Below are 18,783 nucleotides of genomic sequence, written 5' to 3' on the forward strand. Positions count from 1 at the left end.
AAAGGTGCAACTTAACGTTATCGTGAAATATCCATGATGTTGCAACTTTGTGCAACCATGTTAAATGTGACCTGCGTAGCAAGCTTAAAAATGAATGAAATGTTAATAAAAGAAATCGATATGACAGGGATTAAAAAAATAACTCAGACTTTTTCTCTGCGGCAGTTAACATTTTTGAAAGGTGCAACCGCAAAAAATGTGAGGGAGTGCAACCTGATGAAAAATAGTATCGCTGAGCACTAAAATTTAATGTAAATGGTGTGTTAAATCGATTGTGAATAACCAGCGCTTCCGGCAGGATACGGTCGCCCTGGGAAAACATAAACTCTGTTACCCCGTTCCGGTGGCAGATATAACGGCAAGTTTCGACATTGCCGATAATAATTTTTTGGAGACTTTAGATGGCTATTAGCACACCGATGTTGGTGACATTCTGTGTCTATATTTTTGGCATGATATTGATTGGGTTCATCGCCTGGCGATCAACCAAAAACTTCGACGACTATATTCTTGGCGGTCGCAGCCTTGGGCCATTCGTGACGGCATTATCGGCAGGTGCGTCGGATATGAGCGGCTGGCTGTTAATGGGATTACCGGGTGCAGTCTTTCTTTCCGGGATTTCCGAAAGCTGGATCGCCATTGGCCTGACATTAGGCGCGTGGATTAACTGGAAGCTGGTGGCCGGGCGCTTGCGTGTGCATACCGAATACAATAATAACGCCTTAACATTGCCGGATTATTTTACCGGGCGTTTTGAAGATAAAAGCCGTATTTTGCGCATTATCTCCGCGCTGGTAATTTTGCTGTTCTTCACCATTTATTGTGCTTCGGGCATTGTGGCTGGCGCGCGTCTGTTTGAAAGCACCTTCGGCATGAGCTACGAAACGGCTCTGTGGGCGGGAGCTGCGGCGACGATCCTTTACACCTTTATTGGCGGCTTCCTTGCGGTGAGCTGGACTGACACTGTACAGGCCAGCCTGATGATTTTTGCCCTGATCCTGACGCCGGTTATCGTGATCATTAGCGTCGGTGGGTTTGGCGACTCGCTGGAAGTGATCAAACAAAAGAGCATTGAAAACGTGGATATGCTCAAAGGGTTGAATTTTGTCGCCATTATCTCGCTGATGGGCTGGGGGCTGGGTTACTTCGGTCAGCCGCATATTCTGGCGCGTTTTATGGCGGCGGATTCTCACCACAGCATTGTCCATGCGCGTCGTATCAGCATGACCTGGATGATCCTCTGTCTGGCAGGCGCGGTGGCGGTCGGTTTCTTCGGCATTGCATACTTTAACAATAATCCAGCGGTTGCCGGTGCGGTAAACCAGAACTCTGAGCGCGTGTTTATCGAACTGGCACAAATATTGTTTAACCCGTGGATTGCCGGGATTCTGTTGTCGGCGATTCTGGCGGCGGTGATGTCGACGTTAAGTTGCCAGCTGCTGGTGTGCTCCAGTGCGATTACCGAAGATCTGTACAAAGCATTTCTGCGTAAACATGCCAGCCAGAAAGAACTGGTGTGGGTAGGGCGTGTGATGGTGTTGGTGGTGGCGCTGGTGGCAATTGCGCTGGCGGCGAATCCGGAAAACCGTGTGCTGGGCTTAGTAAGCTACGCGTGGGCAGGCTTCGGTGCGGCGTTTGGTCCGGTGGTGCTGTTCTCAGTGATGTGGTCACGCATGACGCGTAACGGTGCACTGGCGGGGATGATCATTGGCGCGCTGACGGTTATTGTCTGGAAGCAGTTCGGCTGGCTGGGACTGTACGAAATTATTCCGGGCTTTATCTTCGGTAGCATTGGGATTGTGGTGTTTAGTTTACTGGGTAAAGCACCGTCAGCGGCGATGCAAAAACGCTTTGCTGACGCCGATGCGCACTATCATTCAGCGCCGCCGTCACGGTTGCAGGAAGGGTAAGGGAAGGCGTTTTACCGAAAATCCCACGTCATAATCAGAAGCAGGCAGAGGGCAATCAGTGATTGCCCTCTGCATTTTCTCTCAAAAAAAATTTACATTTCCTCATCATTATCACTACATTCCGCTTGTGTTTTTCTTCACCGTAATGATAATCGCTATCACTGCGATTTACTTTTCTTTGCATAGATTGACTCAGAAAAACGTTTAAGGGTGGGTGGCATGTTTGTTCCGTTTCTCATTATGTTGCGCGAAGGACTTGAAGCCGCGCTGATTGTCAGCCTGATTGCCAGCTATCTTAAGCGTACCCAGCGAGGTCGATGGATTGGTGTCATGTGGATTGGCGTGTTGCTAGCCGCTGCGTTGTGCCTGGGGCTGGGTATCTTCATTAATGAAACCACCGGCGAATTTCCGCAAAAAGAGCAGGAATTGTTCGAAGGTATCGTGGCGGTGATTGCCGTGGTGATCCTCACCTGGATGGTTTTCTGGATGCGTAAAGTGTCGCGCAACGTCAAAGTGCAACTGGAACAGGCAGTCGATAGCGCATTGCAGCGTGGGAATCATCATGGCTGGGCGCTGGTGATGATGGTCTTTTTTGCCGTTGCAAGGGAAGGACTGGAGTCGGTCTTTTTCCTGCTGGCGGCGTTTCAACAAGATGTCGGGATCTGGCCTCCGCTGGGTGCAATGCTCGGTCTTGCTACAGCCGTGGTGCTCGGCTTCCTGCTCTACTGGGGCGGTATTCGCCTCAATCTTGGCGCGTTTTTTAAATGGACCAGCCTGTTTATTCTCTTCGTCGCCGCAGGGCTGGCTGCTGGTGCTATTCGCGCGTTTCATGAAGCCGGGCTGTGGAACCACTTTCAGGAAATCGCCTTCGATATGAGCGCGGTGCTCTCAACTCACTCGCTGTTCGGTACGCTGATGGAAGGTATCTTTGGTTATCAGGAAGCGCCGAGCGTCAGCGAAGTCGCCGTCTGGTTTATTTATCTCATCCCGGCGCTGGTGGCATTTACTCTGCCGCCGCGCGCAGGGGCGACAGCGTCTCGCTCCGCGTAACGAAAATGACGCAAACTCTTGCTTAGTTACAACATACTTTAAAGGGATAGTCTCGTCATGACCATTAACTTCCGCCATAGTGCACTGCAATTAAGCGTGGCTGCGCTGTTCTCCTCTGCTTTTATGGCTAACGCTGCTGATGTTCCGCAGGTCAAAGTGACCGTGACGGATAAACAGTGCGAACCGATGACCATTACGGTTAACGCCGGGAAAACACAGTTCATTATTCAGAACCACAGCCAGAAGGCGCTGGAGTGGGAGATCCTCAAAGGCGTGATGGTGGTGGAAGAGCGGGAAAATATCGCCCCTGGTTTTAGCCAGAAAATGACGGCGAATTTACAGCCTGGCGAATACGATATGACCTGCGGTCTGCTGACTAACCCGAAAGGGAAGTTGATCGTTAAAGGTGAAGCAACGGCGGATGCGACGCAAAGTGATGCGCTGTTAAGTCTTGGTGGTGCAATTACTGCATATAAAGCGTATGTCATGGCGGAAACCACGCAGCTGGTGACCGACACCAAAGCATTTACCGACGCTATTAAAGCAGGCGATATCGAAAAAGCGAAAGCACTGTATGCGCCGACGCGCCAGCACTATGAGCGCATTGAACCGATTGCTGAGCTGTTCTCTGATCTGGATGGTAGCATTGACGCCCGTGAAGATGATTACGAGCAAAAAGCCGGCGATCCGAAATTCACCGGTTTCCACCGTCTGGAAAAAGCATTGTTTGGCGACAACACCACCAAAGGAATGGATCAGTATGCTGACCAGCTTTATACCGATGTGGTCGATTTACAAAAACGGATCAGTGAACTGGCTTTCCCACCTTCAAAAGTGGTCGGCGGCGCAGCCGGACTGATTGAGGAAGTGGCAGCCAGCAAAATCAGCGGTGAAGAAGATCGCTACAGCCACACCGATCTGTGGGACTTCCAGGCTAACGTTGAAGGCTCGCAGAAAATTGTCGATCTGCTGCGTCCGCAACTGCAAAAAGCCAACCCGGAACTGCTGGCAAAAGTCGATGCCAACTTCAAAAAGGTAGATACCATTCTGGCGAAATACCGAACCAAAGACGGTTATGAAACTTACGACAAGCTGACCGATGCCGACCGTAATGCGCTGAAAGGGCCGATTACTGCGCTGGCGGAAGATCTGGCGCAACTTCGTGGTGTGCTGGGACTGGATTAAGCGTTATGCAGTATGAAGATGAAAACGGCGTGAATGAACCGTCACGCCGACGTTTACTGAAAGGGATTGGCGCGCTGGCACTGGCAGGAAGTTGTCCGGTAGCGCATGCTCAAAAAACGCAAAGTGCGCCGGGGACGCTTTCACCGGATGCGCGCAGTGAAGCGCAGCCGTTTTATGGCGAACATCAGGCGGGTATTCTGACGCCGCAGCAGGCGGCAATGATGCTGGTGGCGTTTGATGTGCTTGCCAGCGATAAAGCTGATCTTGAGCGATTGTTTCGCTTGTTGACTCAGCGTTTTGCTTTTCTGACTCAGGGCGGAGCAGCACCAGAAACGCCAAATCCGCGCCTGCCACCACTCGATTCCGGCATTCTTGGCGGCTACATTGCGCCCGACAATCTCACCATCACGTTGTCAGTTGGTCACTCGTTGTTTGATGAACGGTTTGGTCTTGCGCCACAGATGCCGAAAAAGTTGCAGAAGATGACGCGTTTCCCCAACGACTCGCTGGATGCGGCGTTATGTCATGGTGATGTGTTGCTACAAATTTGCGCCAACACCCAGGACACGGTGATCCATGCGCTGCGCGATATCATCAAACATACGCCGGATTTGCTCAGTGTGCGCTGGAAGCGGGAAGGGTTTATTTCCGATCACGCAGCGCGTAGTAAAGGCAAAGAGACGCCGATTAATTTGCTGGGTTTCAAAGACGGCACTGCCAATCCCGATAGCCAGAATGATAAGTTGATGCAAAAAGTGGTGTGGGTAACGGCAGATCAGCAGGAGCCTGCGTGGACAATCGGTGGCAGCTACCAGGCGGTGCGTTTGATTCAGTTTCGAGTGGAATTTTGGGACAGAACGCCGCTGAAAGAACAGCAGACAATTTTTGGTCGCGATAAGCAAACCGGTGCGCCGCTGGGAATGCAGCATGAGCATGATGTTCCCGATTATGCCAGTGATCCGGAAGGGAAGGTGATCGCGCTGGACAGCCATATCCGGCTGGCGAATCCCCGCACGGCGGAGAGCGAGTCCAGCCTGATGCTGCGTCGTGGCTACAGTTATTCGTTGGGCGTCACCAATTCCGGGCAACTGGATATGGGGTTGCTGTTTGTCTGCTACCAACACGATCTGGAAAAGGGCTTCCTGACAGTACAAAAAAGGCTCAATGGTGAAGCGCTGGAGGAATACGTTAAACCCATCGGCGGCGGTTATTTTTTTGCGCTGCCGGGGGTGAAGGACGCGAGCGATTATCTCGGAAGCGCATTATTGCGGGTTTAATGTTTTTAGGCGTATAAGGCGTTTACGCCGTACCAGGCGTTCGTGCGCTCGTGCGCTGATGCCTGATGCGACGCTTGCGCGTCTTATCATGCCTACAATCGGTGCGGGTTTGGTAGGCAGGATAAGGCGGTCACGCCGCATCCGGCGTTCGTGCGTTGATGCCTGATGCGAATCCTGCTGAAAGCACACAGCTTTTTTCATCACTGTCATCACTCTGTCATCTTTCCAGTAGAAACTAATGTCACTGAAATGGTGTTTTATAGTTAAATATAAGTGAATATATTGTTGCAATGAATGCGAGATCTGTTGTAATTATTAAGTAGCAGCGGAAGTTCCCGGCAGTGATAGTCAGTCACTATGGAGATCGCGGATGGTAACGTCCTGTACTGGACAATGTTTTGTTAAGCAACGCTCCACCACTCGCGGAGATTTCTCCTCCGGTAGTCATCTCGTCACTTTGCATTTTCAACCTCAACCTTTCTTTTCATGTGTTACCGACGCCGTAAACGGTGCGCGTAGCCGTTTTTCGGCATTTTATCCAAAAGCAAACTATGGCTTACAAGGAAGCCAACCCTCTGATGTTCGTGCGCATAATCGCGCTGCCAACGGCGCGTGTGATGAATACAAACAACTCAAGGTGCTCTCCATGGGAAGACAAAAAGCAGTGATCAAAGCTCGTCGCGAGGCAAAACGTGTGCTGAGACGGGATTCGCGCAGCCATAAGCAGCGTGAAGAAGAATCGGTCACCTCGCTTGTGCAGATGAGCGGCGTAGAAGCCATTGGTATGGCCCGCGACAGTCGCGATACCTCGCCCATCCTCGCGCGAAATGAAGCGCAATTGCACTATCTGAAGGCTATTGAGAGTAAGCAGCTGATATTCGCCACCGGCGAAGCCGGGTGCGGAAAAACCTGGATCAGCGCAGCAAAAGCGGCAGAGGCCCTGATACATAAGGATGTCGACAGGATTATCGTCACCCGTCCAGTTCTGCAAGCCGATGAAGATCTTGGCTTCTTACCTGGAGATATCGCAGAAAAGTTTGCTCCCTATTTTCGTCCGGTCTACGACGTGCTGGTCCGGCGCTTAGGGGCTTCCTTTATGCAGTACTGCCTGCGACCGGAAATAGGGAAGGTGGAAATCGCGCCGTTCGCCTATATGCGTGGACGTACCTTTGAAAATGCAGTCGTCATTCTTGACGAGGCGCAGAATGTGACTGCCGCGCAAATGAAAATGTTTTTAACCCGCCTCGGGGAGAACGTGACGGTTATCGTCAACGGTGATATCACGCAATGCGATTTGCCTCGCGGCGTGCGCTCCGGATTAAGTGACGCGCTGGAACGTTTCGAAGAAGATGAAATGGTCGGGATCGTCCGATTCGGTAAAGAGGATTGCGTACGTTCGGCACTTTGCCAACGTACGCTACATGCATACAGTTAAGTGTATTATCGGCGCAGAGCCCGGGCGAACCGGGCTTTGTTTTGGGTGTTTATGCCCGGACTAGCGCTTTTTCTGAAACAACCATTTTTATTTGCCCCTGGCTGGTGAAGTGTACGCTCATCCTGTGGCTTTTTTGTAGTTGCTGATAGAGCTCATCAGGTATTGCTAAGCTCTCTGCATATTCTTGCGGCGTATATTGGTAGGCTGCATGATGCTGCTGTTTTTGAAAACGCAGCTTATTGTACAGCGCCCAGACAATTAACACGACGGCATTCGCCACTGCCAGCAAAAAATAGAACTGAAGTCGGCTTCTGGCCTCACTTTGCCAGTAATAACCCGTCAGCAGATCCATGGTGAATAAGAATATGAACAAAGCAAATAATGTCCATAAGATGGTTGTGGCAACATAATCAACCATTAAACGTACTGGCGATTGTCGGGTCGTAATAATTAAATTGTTCATATTAACCTCTCAGAATCCCTCGATCGGGACTTACCCAACGGGCGCGTTGCTTTTTAGGCATCAACATGACTCGTGTAAATGATACCAATGTCGTTGCCAGGCTCAGCATCCAGAAAATAACCGGGAACCAAATAATCCAGAAAAGCGATGAAGTCAGATTATGCTCATAGCGATTCTCGATCATCAGGCTGACAATAAATTGCAGTAAACATAACGTACACAATAATATTCCGGCAGTATGTGTCGCAGCGATATGTGTCAATTCAATATTTAACGGTACACCTGCAAGTTGGACTGCGTAAATAATGAAACCGACCAGGCAGGTAAAGGCCCATATTGTCGTCAGACAGTATTCAAAAAACAGTGGCCACATTCGAAAGTTTTCTTTGCGCCATAGCCTTGTCATATTTTTGAGGAATACTTCTGCACCGCCCTGAGCCCAGCGCAGGCGCTGTTTCCACAGCCCTTTTAACGTTTCAGGCATTAATATCCAGCACAGCGCCCGTGGCTCGTAAAAAATCGTCCACTGATTCAACTGCAGCTTCCAGCTAATATCAATATCTTCGGTGATCATATCGTCACTCCAGTAACCCACTTCTGCCAGGGCGCTGCGACGAAATGCGGCAATAACACCAGAAACGGTAAATACGTTTCCATAGATACGCTGGGTTCGCTTGATCAAACCAATAATTGAGGAATACTCGCCAACCTGAATTTTACCCACCAGGGTAGAACGTGTTCGAATACGAGGATTACCGGTTACGGCACCCACACGCGGGTTGTACAACATCGGTTCCACAATATATGCCGCCGCATCGCGGTCTAATAACGCATCGCCATCAATGCACACCAGATATTCACTTTTCGCCGCGGCAGCTCCGGTTTTAAGCGCAATGGCTTTCCCCTGGTTTTGCGCCAGATGAATGACCCGCAGGTGGGGAATTTGTGCAGCCATGCGATCCAGGATGGCACGGGTTTTGTCTGTTGAACCGTCATTTACGGCAATAACTTCAATGTTCTCATAACGCTGTGCTAAAGCGGCGTGTATGGTTTCCTCAACGTTTTTCTCCTCATTAAAACAGGGAATGATAATGGAGATAGACGGATTATCTTTCAACTGGGGAGCTGGTGCGTTTTCTCCCCACGGCCAGTGGCGTTCACGATATACCCAGAAATAGACGCCGCCAACAATCCACATAATGGACATAAAAAACGGCCAGAAGAAAACGAACCTCATCATCAGTTCACCAGAGTGAAAGTACGCTACGCATAGGGGTATGCATAACACCAGACATAATATAAAAAACGATACGATGCGATTAATCATTTTTCGGATACCAGGCTGTTGAAAACTCAGGACGAATAACGTCTATTTCAGGTTGGTTATGCAGAAAATTGTCGGGATAATAACCATAGTTTTTCATTCCATTCAGTTGTAATAGGCTCATCCAGTGAGCGAGTTGTTGCGAAGAAATAGCCTGATGCTGACCATTTTTCTGCCAGTTTTGTGCCTGTAATTCTAAAATAGATTTGTCTTTAGCCTGAGGGATGTTTTTAATTTGATTGGTCAATTGTATTAACCATTGGTCAGCCGATTTTTCTGCGACACCTTCCATATAAGGCATAGCCATAATAGCGGTCCAGTCATAGCTTTTTAGGAAATCAGCATAATTCTGTGCAAACCAGGCTTCACTTTCAGGTTGTATTACCGGAAGTGCAAAAATATTTCGTGCAGTTTTAACATGTGGACCGCGAATGGCTTTTACGCGCGCACTAAGTTCTAAAGTGAAGTCAGTTAACGCACGACTTTTAAAGCGGGTCCACTGTTTAAATTGCTCCGGGTTTTGTCGAATTTCGCTCAGACTCCCGCTAAAGCCTGCTTGCTGATAAGCCGTGATAGCCGGTGCACTGGCATCTTCATAATCTGAAAGCAAAGCATCATCGTGGAACAATATGCCATCAAAAGCAGCATGTCCGGCAAGATCTTCATATAACATGCCAACTTGTGCTCTGACCCTGTCATCAAAAGGAGATAGACGGCGATATTGTTCAGGATGAATTTGTGCTTTTTTCTCCCCTGTTGGTAAATATTTTACTCGCGTTAATGTGGGATCTAAATCCCAGCTTAATACCGGCATCCACGCATAGATGTTTACACCTGAGCGGGTACGTAATTGCCAGGCAACCCGACTAAAAATATCTGCTTTCATTGGTAGCAAACGATTTGGAAACCAGACCTCTTTGACCAGCCCATCACCATCGGGATCAGCAAATGCCTGCAAATACACGGTTGATATTTGCATATCTTTCACCCGCTGAATTAGCACATCAATATTGCGATCCATTTGCTGGCGGTTTTCGTCATAAACGTAATCAAGATCGATATGCATTACCCGTTGTGATGATTTTTCCTGTACGGTAATAATTTGCTGGGCAAACTCTTTTAATGAGGGATTATTGGCGATTAATACTCGCGGAATGGAATCCAATTGTGACGCATTTGCCAAACCTGATTCAAGGGTGAAGAACATGTCATAACCGAGTTTTTTTAATTCCTCTATCGCTATGCCATTCGCTTCACCATAAGGCCAAACAAAAACGTGTGGATTTACCTTAGCCTTTGTACGCAGGTATTCCGTCATTTTTACAGCATCCAGACGCATTCTTTCCCGGTATTCTGCTGCGGTTTCATACCGTGCGTGGTCAGTAAAATATGCACGATTTACATATACAGGCAATAAGCTGCCGGTGGCATTAGCCTGAATACCGTAGTGAGAATTCCATGTATGAGAAGCGACCTCAACGAGCCGGGAACGCGCAACTTCTCGCACTTGTTGCCACGTGGCAAAATATTCTCGATCGACCATCTCATCGCCAAATTTTACTTGTTCATCCGCTGGCGTATCGACCCAACTGCCGACGGGGGCCCATACAGCAGGCCACTGGAAGGCCTGAAGAATTGGGAAGACGCGGGTATAAAAACTCTGGTAGCCGTCATCAAAAGTCAGCACTACTGCTTTTTCCGGTAGCGGTTTTCCTCCTCGATGTGCTTCACGAATTTGAGCAATACTGACCGGTTGATAACCGTTCTCGCGCAGCCAGGCAAATTGTTCACGCAGTGCTGATGTCCGCACTGACATAAAACGCTGGTCGGCAGCTTCGTCTTCAACGTTATGCCATGAAATCGCCACAAAACCATTATGCGGCCACGGTTGCTCGGCGAGTAAAGATTCGCGATCCTGTGGCGGTATAAATGATGTTCTTGACTGGCTAATGCACGCAGTGAGCATAATTATACTCACCAGCATCAGGAGATATTTATTTCCATTACGTAACATATTTATCCTTAAAATCTGAATGTCATATCGAATTCAACGTATAAGTTGTGTTCTCTGTCACCGTCATAAGGTCGTTTTTCCCAGCGTAGCGTTGCGCCAGCATCAATCACGTCATTCCAGCTAATGCGTTGCCCGTAGCCGAGTTGGGTGACGACATCCGTGCCATAATGTTTTTGCCAGGAGGCACCAACACCTGCGCTGAAGATTTGCTCCCAGCTATTTTCATAGCTTCGCCATAACAAATGACTTGCCTCAAATGCCGGAACAATATCGAACATTTTTATAGGGTTGTAGTATGGGGTGTCGTGTTCTGTATTTTGTTCGTAATACAGATTGGGGAGGAAATCGACAATCAAATATGGTGAAGACCAGATGCGTTCCTGACCCTCAAGTGAGACTTCATGACGCTGATTACTGTCAGAAAAATCAGTGAAAGCCCAAGAGACACCGTACTTACGCCGCTCATTTTGATACCAGCGAACATAAGCCTGTGCACTGTTGCCTGTAACACCATTTTTCATTGCCCGTAATGGAACGCGGTGAGAGAGGCGTTCCAGTTGCGAACCAATACGCCAGTTATCATTAAAATCATACCAGCCAGACAGGCGCGCGCCGGGTTTATGCTCATGATTGAAAAAGCGTTCGGTGTACTCCGCCTCAAGCCAGATATTACGTGACCGCCACTCAACACCCGCAAGCCAGTCGCGAATAATCCCTTTTCCTTCGCTAAATTGTCCATCGGCATAACCGAATCCAGCAAAACCGCGCCAGTTATCATTCAGCGGTGGTGAATAAACGATGGTGGTTAAGTCGACATCATGTTTGCCACTATCCGGACCTTCGGCATCAATTCCTGTTGAACCAGCGATACGAAGCTCTGCAAGATTATGTACATCAACCGCACGTTTTAAACGTACAACGCCGGGATCTTGCGGTTCACGTTCGACAACATCGTGCGTTAAGACCGCTGCCTGCTGCCATTCTTGTAACGTTAATGCTGTCCAGGCTTGTTCAACCTCCAGATTAATATTACGTGGCTCGATCACTTCTGCTTTTTTTAATTCATTTTCTGCCGCACGAGGCCAACCGCGGGCTTGTAACACACTCGCGTAATCAATGCGCAGTCCCTGATTTCCTGGTGCGTTATAAGCAAGCTCTCTGGCTGTCATTTCAGCCTGAGGAAGATCATTACTATATTTTGCTACGGTTGAGAGAAACGAATGCCCCTGTAACCAGGTATCATTCGGGATGCTCGTAGGCGTGCCCATTAACCGAAGGAAAGGCGGCGAAGTATTAATGGTATGTTGGGTGACAGTTAGCGCGCCGGGATAATTTTCACTCTCCAGGTGGCTGTAAAAGAGATCCGCAAGTTCTTCATCGGATAAATCCGGGGCAATGGTCTCCTTGTGATAAAAGATCTCTGTCATTATTGACTGTGCTTTTTTTGGCTGATGTTCTTTGAGATAAGCCGACGCAACCCAATATTGCGCCCAGGGCGGAATAATTTGCCCCGTCTTTTTTAAACGCTGATAGTGAGAAATAACGTCTTTATAACGATCGCGAGTTAATAACGCGCCAAGATGATCAACCTGAATACGCTGGTACTGGGCAGTGCGGTCAGGGTTATCATGCCACAGAATTTCTAATGCAGCGTATTGGGCGAGGGCGCGATCGGCAATGGCATAACGTTCACTTTCACTGCGCGTAGGCATAAACGACAGTCTGACCAGTTCGGCATGAATATCAGCGCGAATATCTGGCGTTAAATTGGCATCGTCAATCGCGGCAGCAAGTTGATTATTCCGTAATGCCTGCACGTATTCTGTGGGATATTGTTGCGTTAAGGCATTTTCAGGTAATGACCCTGTCATCGCCCGTAATTCATCCTCATGCCGCCCCGCCAGTTTATAGATATAGGCTTCTGCGAGTAAATTAGCTTTGTCCGGTGCTCCAGAGTTAAGCTGCTTAAGTTTAACCAGCGCAGAATCATAGTGACCCGCATCTGCCAGGGTTAAAATTTGTCCCCGTTGATAATCCTTATTTTGCGACTCCAGAGAGAGTGCCTTTTGCCACAGTGTAAGCGAGTTTTGCCATTGTTGCAGGTTACGATAAGCGACGGCGACAGCTGCATAACCACGCGCTGGTAATTGCTGATGACGGTAGCGGTTGTAAACGGTAATAACCTGTTTATCTTGCCCGGCCCATAAGGCAATCTGTAACCAGTCAGCAATTTGGTTATTACTGAGTGCTGATTTTTGTGCAAACCATAACAAAGCTGGCTGAGTATTTCCCTTGCGAGCTTCGATAATCAATGCATCATAGGCATTATTAACAGCACTCTTCGCCGCGGGACTCGCTGCTAAAAATGCGGCAGTAAGAATTTTCAAAGCCCATTTGGTTTTCGGGCACCTTTTTCTGCTACTTGAATACATCCTGTATTACTCCATGTATTGCCAAAATCTCTCTCTGTATCTAATTACAGGTAACTGAAACGAAAGATATTTTTTATGCACATCATAATCCGTTATTAAACGCGGAAGAGAGACGTGAATTGTTGATGATGAGAAGAAGAAATGATGAGTAGAGTATCCATATAAAATCCTTTTCTCGCCCGAAAATCCATTCCAATGATGAGGAACTTCAGGAATACGGCATAAATTCCAATGCCTTTTTCAAAATAAATTAGGATTAAAATAATTAAATCAGTAAATTCCGATGCATGATATCGGATTTTTCGAAAGTCCTGATGAAATGCAGCGTTACTGTACTCACGGATTCAATTGTTATTCCTAATATATCTATGAATTAATGTTTTATAAGGATTTCCTTATAACCATTTATATGTATTTGCAAGCCTGTCTTGTCGCGAAGAATGTATAAAGCACTAAGGTAATAATAATTGCGGTCTGCAACTATCATCATTGGTATTGTTTGTGGTGGATTTTTATATTGACAACAGTACAGTTCTTATATCTATTAGTGACAGAAAGGGATCTACAACCTACAGATTGGTGTAGCTTTATGGAAAAAGACTATTTGGGAATTAGTAGTACTGTATTGGTGAGCTTATTGTTTGGGCTTGCATTCGTTTTGGTAAATAGTTGGTTTAATCAGCCAACCGTTGAGGAGGTTGTTCCACGATCAACCTATCTAATGGTTATGATTGCTTTATTTTTTATCGATACCGTTGCATTTATTTTCATGCAATTGTATTTCATTTATGATCGTGTGCAATTTTCAAACTGTATACTTAGTTTAGCGTTTCTGAGTTGTTTGATTTACTTTGTTAAAACTGTCATTATCATTCAGCAATTTATTGAGGGGCATTTGATAAGCAGCGTTGTACAAAATGATATTGCAATTTATTATTTGTTTCGTCAGATGAGTTTGTGCATGTTAATATTGCTAGCGCTGGTGAATAAAGTTAGTGAAAACAATAAGAAACGCTGTTTTTTTTCCAAAAAAATGACATTGTGTATAAGCCTATTTTTTATTTATGGGGGGGCGGCAGTTGCTCACATGCTAAGTAGTCATTATGATGACTACAGTTTACATATTGCCGAGTTAACAAATGAAAATGGTCAGGTAGTCTGGAAAACCTCATATGTTACCATAATAATTTTCATGTGGTTAATCTTGCTTTTGGTTAATCTATACTTTAATGGTTTACGCTGTGATATCTGGAATGGAGTATCAGTGATTGCTTTCTGTGCCGTGCTGTATAATATCTCTCTGTTATTTATGAGCAGGTATAGTGTGTCCACTTGGTATATTAGCCGCACTATTGAAGTAGTCAGTAAATTAACCGTTATGGTAATATTTATGTGCCATATTTTCAGTGCGCTACGAGTAACAAAGAACATTGCCCATCGCGATCCATTAACTAATATATTTAACAGGAATTATTTTTTCAATGAACTGAAGGCTCAATCAGCATCAGCCCAAAAAACGTCTTATTGTGTCATGATTATGGATATCGATCACTTTAAAAAAGTTAACGATACGTGGGGGCATCCGGTTGGCGATCAGGTGATAAAAACAGTGGTGAGCATCATTGGGAAAAGCATACGACCAAATGACCTTTTAGCACGCGTTGGCGGCGAAGAGTTTGGCGTCTTGCTGACGGAGACCGATACTGAAAGCGCGAAAGTTTTAGCCGAAAGGATAAGGGCAAATGTAGAGCGTTTGACAGGCGATAATCCTGAATACGCCATACCGCAAAAAGTGACGATTAGCATTGGCGCTGTGGTGACTCAGGGAAGTGCGTTAAATCCGAATGAAATCTATCGAATGGCTGATAATGCACTATATGAAGCGAAAGAAACCGGACGTAATAAGATAGTTGTAAAAGAGGCAGAAATTCTTATCAACTGCAAGGATGATGATTGAGTTTGTCGCCAGTTGTCGAACCCCGGTCGGGGCTTTTCATCCCCCGGTGTGTGCAATATACGAAAAAAAAGCCCGTACTTTCGTACGAGCTCTTCTTTAAAGATGGCGGTGAGGGGGGGATTGACTCGCTTCGCTCGCCCTGCGGGCAGCCCACTCACTGCGTTCACGGTCTGTCCAACTGGCTGTCGCCAGTTGTCGAACCCCTGTCGGGGCTTCTCATCCCCCCGGTGTGTGCAATATACGAAAAAAAAGCCCGTACTTTCGTACGAGCTCTTCTTTAAAGATGGCGGTGAGGGGGGGATTGACTCGCTTCGCTCGCCCTGCGGGCAGCCCACTCACTGCGTTCACGGTCTGTCCAACTGGCTGTCGCCAGTTGTCGAACCCCTGTCGGGGCTTCTCATCCCCCCGGTGTGTGCAATATACGAAAAAAAAGCCCGTACTTTCGTACGAGCTCTTCTTTAAAGATGGCGGTGAGGGGGGGATTCGAACCCCCGATACGTTGCCGTATACACACTTTCCAGGCGTGCTCCTTCAGCCACTCGGACACCTCACCAAATTGTCGTTCCTGTCTTGCTGGAACGGGCGCTAATTTAGGGAAATCATGACCTGAGGTCAACAAACTTTTTAAAAAAATCGCGCGTTTATTCAAACTTCAATCAATATGCAGTTTTAATAAGCGAAATCTGCTTTTTTTGCCACCGACCACGGATTTGTTATGCTGGTGGCCTTTGTAGATCATAACGATAAGTGCGAATAAATTTCGCGCAACGCTTTTCGGGAGTCAGTATGGACATCATCTTTTATCACCCAACGTTCGATACCCAATGGTGGATTGAGGCACTGCGCAAAGCGATTCCTCAGGCAAGAGTCAGAGCATGGAAAAGCGGAGATAATGACTCTGCTGATTATGCTTTAGTCTGGCATCCTCCAGTTGAAATGCTGGCAGGGCGCGATCTTAAAGCGGTGTTTGCACTCGGGGCCGGTGTTGATTCTATTTTGAGCAAGTTACAGGCACACCCTGAAATGCTGAAGCCTTCTGTTCCACTTTTTCGCCTGGAAGATACCGGTATGGGCGAGCAAATGCAGGAATATGCTGTCAGTCAGGTGCTGCATTGGTTTCGACGTTTTGACGATTACCGCATCCAGCAAAATAGTTCGCATTGGCAACCGTTGCCTGAATATCATCGGGAAGATTTTACCATCGGCATTTTGGGTGCAGGCGTACTGGGCAGTAAAGTTGCACAGAGTCTGCAAACCTGGCGCTTCCCGCTGCGTTGCTGGAGTCGAACCCGTAAATCGTGGCCTGGCGTGCAAAGCTTTGCCGGACGGGAAGAACTCTCTGCATTTCTGAGCCAATGTCGGGTATTGATTAATTTGTTACCGAATACACCTGAAACCGTCGGCATTATTAATCAACAATTACTCGAAAAATTACCGGATGGCGCGTATCTCCTCAACCTGGCGCGTGGTGTTCATGTCGTGGAAGATGACCTGCTCGCGGCGCTGGATAGCGGCAAAGTTAAAGGTGCAATGCTGGATGTTTTTAATCGCGAACCCTTACCGCCGGAAAGTCCGCTCTGGCAACATCCACGCGTGGCGATAACACCACATGTCGCCGCGATTACCCGTCCCGCTGAAGCTGTGGAGTACATTTCTCGCACCATTGCCCAGCTCGAAAAAGGGGAGAGGGTCTGCGGGCAAGTCGACCGCGCACGCGGCTACTAATAAAGCATCAGGTTTCCTGCTATCCTTGGCGGGAATTGAATACAGGAGAGAGTTATGTATCCCGTCGACCTTCATATGCATACCGTTGCTAGCACGCATGCATATAGCACATTGAGTGATTACATTGCCCAGGCCAAACAAAAGGGCATTAAACTTTTTGCGATCACCGATCATGGCCCGGATATGGAAGATGCGCCGCATCACTGGCACTTCATTAACATGCGTATCTGGCCGCGAGTGGTTGATGGGGTTGGGATCCTGCGCGGGATCGAAGCTAACATTAAAAATGTTGACGGTGAAATTGACTGCAGTGGCAAAATGTTTGATTCGCTGGATCTGATTATTGCCGGTTTTCATGAGCCGGTGTTTGCGCCGCATGACAAAGCGACCAATACGCAAGCGATGATCGCCACTATCGCCAGCGGCAATGTGCATATAATAAGCCATCCCGGAAATCCGAAATATGAAATAGATGTTAAAGCCGTTGCTGAAGCAGCTGCGAAACATCAGGTGGCGCTGGAAATCAATAATTCCTCATTTTTACACTCACGTAAGGGCAGTGAAGACAACTGTCGTGCGGTAGCCGCAGCGGTACGTGACGCTGGAGGTTGGGTGGCATTAGGCTCGGATTCTCACACCGCGTTTACCATGGGTGAATTTGAAGAGTGTCTTAAAATCCTCGACGCGGTAGATTTTCCGCCAGAGCGCATTTTGAATGTTTCTCCGCGCCGCTTACTGAACTTCCTTGAATCTCGTGGTATGGCACCGATTGCGGAATTTGCAGACCTTTAATTACTAGTAATGGAAATATATTAATGAACGAGTTTTCTATCCTCTGTCGTGTGCTGGGTTCGCTCTATTACCGCCAACCGCAAGATCCTTTACTGGTGCCGCTGTTTACCCTGATTCGTGAGGGGAAACTGGCTGCGAACTGGCCACTGGAGCAGGATGAGTTACTGACACGTTTACAGAAAAGCTGTGATATGGCGCAAGTCTCTGCCGAATACAATGCGTTGTTTATCGGCGATGAATGTGCTGTGCCGCCATATCGTAGCGCATGGGTTGAGGGCGCGACGGAAGCGGAAGTGCGCGCTTTTCTTTCCGAACGAGGGATGCCATTAGCGGATACGCCAGCCGATCACATCGGTACATTGCTGCTCGCGGCTTCCTGGCTGGAAGATCAGTCAACGGAAGATGAGAGCGAAGCACTGGAAACACTGTTCAGTGAGTATCTGTTACCCTGGTGTGGTGCGTTCCTTGGCAAAGTGGAGGCCCATGCAACTACGCCTTTCTGGCGCACCATGGCACCGCTAACCCGCGATGCTATTAGTGCAATGTGGGACGAGCTGGAAGAAGATTCTGAAGAGTAAATGTGATCTCCATCACTCATAACTGCAACAGATAATTTGTTGTTGCATAAAATGTGTGCTCGATCTCATTCATGGCCGCGTTTTCTGCTATCATGCGCGGCATGAACATACTTCTCTCTATTGCAATCACAACAGGCATTCTCTCCGGTATCTGGGGATGGGTGGCTGTTTCCCTGGGCTTACTAAGCTGGGCGGGCTTCCTGGGCTGTACGGCCTACTTTGCCTGCCCGCAAGGTGGGCTGAAAGGGCTGGCGATCTCCGCTGCAACCCTGCTTAGTGGCGTGGTGTGGGCGATGGTCATTATTTACGGTAGTGCACTGGCACCACATCTGGAAATTCTCGGTTATGTCATAACCGGTATTGTCGCGTTTCTGATGTGTATTCAGGCGAAACAGCTGCTGCTTTCATTTGTTCCGGGGACGTTTATAGGCGCATGCGCGACGTTTGCCGGGCAGGGTGACTGGAAACTGGTGTTACCTTCGCTGGCGCTTGGACTGGTATTTGGTTACGCAATGAAAAACAGCGGCTTGTGGCTGGCGGCGCGTAGTGCAAAGACGGCTCACCGTGAGCAGCAAATCAAAAATAAAGCGTGAGGGGCACTCACGCTTTCGCTTGAACAGTAAAATGCCGGATGATAATTC

15 protein-coding genes and 1 tRNA gene are annotated in these 18,783 nt (G+C 47.9%); 11 read left to right on the top strand and 5 right to left on the bottom strand.

Annotation, left to right across the window (positions count from 1 at the left end):
- The first annotated feature begins 33 nt into the window (after positions 1-33).
- The 6 genes from BGE37_RS06450 (at position 34) to phoH (ending at position 6,857) form a co-directional block, all read left to right on the top strand.
- Positions 34-243: a hypothetical protein gene (locus BGE37_RS06450; protein ID WP_000979515.1), complete on the top strand. Its 210-nt coding sequence runs from the start codon at positions 34-36 to the stop codon at positions 241-243.
- Between the two features lie 158 nt (positions 244-401).
- Positions 402-1,910 carry a sodium/proline symporter PutP gene (gene putP / locus BGE37_RS06455; RefSeq protein WP_105268731.1) on the top strand — a complete coding sequence of 503 codons (1,509 nt, stop codon included), beginning with the start codon at positions 402-404 and terminating at the stop codon, positions 1,908-1,910.
- A gap of 219 nt (positions 1,911-2,129) precedes the next feature.
- Positions 2,130-2,960, top strand: coding sequence for an iron uptake transporter permease EfeU (efeU, locus tag BGE37_RS06460; protein WP_105287873.1), 831 nt, complete (start codon positions 2,130-2,132; stop codon positions 2,958-2,960).
- A gap of 57 nt (positions 2,961-3,017) precedes the next feature.
- Positions 3,018-4,145, top strand: a complete 1,128-nt coding sequence (gene efeO / locus BGE37_RS06465) for an iron uptake system protein EfeO (RefSeq protein WP_105287874.1) — start codon at positions 3,018-3,020, stop codon at positions 4,143-4,145.
- Between the two features lie 5 nt (positions 4,146-4,150).
- Positions 4,151-5,422 carry an iron uptake transporter deferrochelatase/peroxidase subunit gene (gene efeB / locus BGE37_RS06470; RefSeq protein ID WP_105287875.1) on the top strand — a complete coding sequence of 424 codons (1,272 nt, stop codon included), beginning with the start codon at positions 4,151-4,153 and terminating at the stop codon, positions 5,420-5,422.
- 646 nt (positions 5,423-6,068) lie between these two features.
- The gene (gene phoH / locus BGE37_RS06480) at positions 6,069-6,857 is read left to right on the top strand and encodes a phosphate starvation-inducible protein PhoH (protein WP_000533536.1); all 789 of its coding nucleotides are present in this window, start codon (positions 6,069-6,071) and stop codon (positions 6,855-6,857) included.
- Positions 6,858-6,906: 49 nt separating this feature from the next.
- Here the strand turns inward: phoH and pgaD are convergent, their stop codons facing one another.
- The 4 genes from pgaD to pgaA are packed head-to-tail and all read right to left on the bottom strand — an operon-like array spanning position 6,907 to position 13,090.
- On the bottom strand, positions 6,907-7,320 hold the full coding sequence (gene pgaD, locus BGE37_RS06485; RefSeq protein WP_001061101.1) for a poly-beta-1,6-N-acetyl-D-glucosamine biosynthesis protein PgaD: 414 nt from the start codon (positions 7,318-7,320) through the stop codon (positions 6,907-6,909).
- A gap of 1 nt (position 7,321) precedes the next feature.
- Positions 7,322-8,647, bottom strand: a complete 1,326-nt coding sequence (pgaC, locus tag BGE37_RS06490; protein ID WP_000610451.1) for a poly-beta-1,6-N-acetyl-D-glucosamine synthase — start codon at positions 8,645-8,647, stop codon at positions 7,322-7,324.
- Positions 8,640-10,658 carry a poly-beta-1,6-N-acetyl-D-glucosamine N-deacetylase PgaB gene (pgaB, locus tag BGE37_RS06495; RefSeq protein WP_105287877.1) on the bottom strand — a complete coding sequence of 673 codons (2,019 nt, stop codon included), beginning with the start codon at positions 10,656-10,658 and terminating at the stop codon, positions 8,640-8,642. Before pgaB ends, pgaC begins: the two co-directional genes overlap by 8 nt.
- A gap of 8 nt (positions 10,659-10,666) precedes the next feature.
- Positions 10,667-13,090, bottom strand: a complete 2,424-nt coding sequence (gene pgaA, locus BGE37_RS06500) for a poly-beta-1,6 N-acetyl-D-glucosamine export porin PgaA (RefSeq protein WP_105287878.1) — start codon at positions 13,088-13,090, stop codon at positions 10,667-10,669.
- 589 nt (positions 13,091-13,679) lie between these two features.
- On the opposite strand from pgaA, the gene BGE37_RS06505 reads away from it, so the two are divergent.
- Positions 13,680-15,047 (top strand): GGDEF domain-containing protein, encoded by a 1,368-nt coding sequence (locus tag BGE37_RS06505; protein WP_105287879.1) that lies wholly within the window; start codon positions 13,680-13,682, stop codon positions 15,045-15,047.
- A gap of 465 nt (positions 15,048-15,512) precedes the next feature.
- Here BGE37_RS06505 and BGE37_RS06520 read toward each other — a convergent pair.
- Positions 15,513-15,600 (bottom strand) — tRNA-Ser (locus BGE37_RS06520).
- A gap of 233 nt (positions 15,601-15,833) precedes the next feature.
- Between BGE37_RS06520 and ghrA the strand changes: the two genes are divergently transcribed.
- The 4 genes from ghrA (at position 15,834) to BGE37_RS06540 (ending at position 18,735) form a co-directional block, all read left to right on the top strand.
- Positions 15,834-16,772: a glyoxylate/hydroxypyruvate reductase GhrA gene (ghrA, locus tag BGE37_RS06525; RefSeq protein ID WP_105287881.1), complete on the top strand. Its 939-nt coding sequence runs from the start codon at positions 15,834-15,836 to the stop codon at positions 16,770-16,772.
- 54 nt (positions 16,773-16,826) lie between these two features.
- Positions 16,827-17,564, top strand: a complete 738-nt coding sequence (ycdX, locus tag BGE37_RS06530) for a zinc-binding phosphatase (protein ID WP_000283664.1) — start codon at positions 16,827-16,829, stop codon at positions 17,562-17,564.
- Positions 17,565-17,587: 23 nt separating this feature from the next.
- Positions 17,588-18,142, top strand: a complete 555-nt coding sequence (gene ycdY, locus BGE37_RS06535) for a molecular chaperone YcdY (RefSeq protein ID WP_001001911.1) — start codon at positions 17,588-17,590, stop codon at positions 18,140-18,142.
- Positions 18,143-18,243: 101 nt separating this feature from the next.
- Positions 18,244-18,735, top strand: a complete 492-nt coding sequence (locus tag BGE37_RS06540; RefSeq protein WP_001340063.1) for a DUF1097 domain-containing protein — start codon at positions 18,244-18,246, stop codon at positions 18,733-18,735.
- Positions 18,736-18,783 lie beyond the last annotated feature (48 nt).

Source organism: Escherichia sp. MOD1-EC6300, from assembly GCF_002965045.1.
GTDB classification, from domain to species: Bacteria; Pseudomonadota; Gammaproteobacteria; order Enterobacterales; family Enterobacteriaceae; genus Escherichia; species Escherichia coli_F.

Coding starts and splice junctions, on each gene's coding strand:
- BGE37_RS06450 (WP_000979515.1), top strand. CDS start 34: ATGATGTTGCAACTTTGTGCAACCATGTTAAATGTGACCTGCGTAGCA.
- putP (WP_105268731.1), top strand. CDS start 402: ATGGCTATTAGCACACCGATGTTGGTGACATTCTGTGTCTATATTTTT.
- efeU (WP_105287873.1), top strand. CDS start 2,130: ATGTTTGTTCCGTTTCTCATTATGTTGCGCGAAGGACTTGAAGCCGCG.
- efeO (WP_105287874.1), top strand. CDS start 3,018: ATGACCATTAACTTCCGCCATAGTGCACTGCAATTAAGCGTGGCTGCG.
- efeB (WP_105287875.1), top strand. CDS start 4,151: ATGCAGTATGAAGATGAAAACGGCGTGAATGAACCGTCACGCCGACGT.
- phoH (WP_000533536.1), top strand. CDS start 6,069: ATGGGAAGACAAAAAGCAGTGATCAAAGCTCGTCGCGAGGCAAAACGT.
- pgaD (WP_001061101.1), bottom strand. CDS start 7,320: ATGAACAATTTAATTATTACGACCCGACAATCGCCAGTACGTTTAATG.
- pgaC (WP_000610451.1), bottom strand. CDS start 8,647: ATGATTAATCGCATCGTATCGTTTTTTATATTATGTCTGGTGTTATGC.
- pgaB (WP_105287877.1), bottom strand. CDS start 10,658: ATGTTACGTAATGGAAATAAATATCTCCTGATGCTGGTGAGTATAATT.
- pgaA (WP_105287878.1), bottom strand. CDS start 13,090: ATGTATTCAAGTAGCAGAAAAAGGTGCCCGAAAACCAAATGGGCTTTG.
- BGE37_RS06505 (WP_105287879.1), top strand. CDS start 13,680: ATGGAAAAAGACTATTTGGGAATTAGTAGTACTGTATTGGTGAGCTTA.
- ghrA (WP_105287881.1), top strand. CDS start 15,834: ATGGACATCATCTTTTATCACCCAACGTTCGATACCCAATGGTGGATT.
- ycdX (WP_000283664.1), top strand. CDS start 16,827: ATGTATCCCGTCGACCTTCATATGCATACCGTTGCTAGCACGCATGCA.
- ycdY (WP_001001911.1), top strand. CDS start 17,588: ATGAACGAGTTTTCTATCCTCTGTCGTGTGCTGGGTTCGCTCTATTAC.
- BGE37_RS06540 (WP_001340063.1), top strand. CDS start 18,244: ATGAACATACTTCTCTCTATTGCAATCACAACAGGCATTCTCTCCGGT.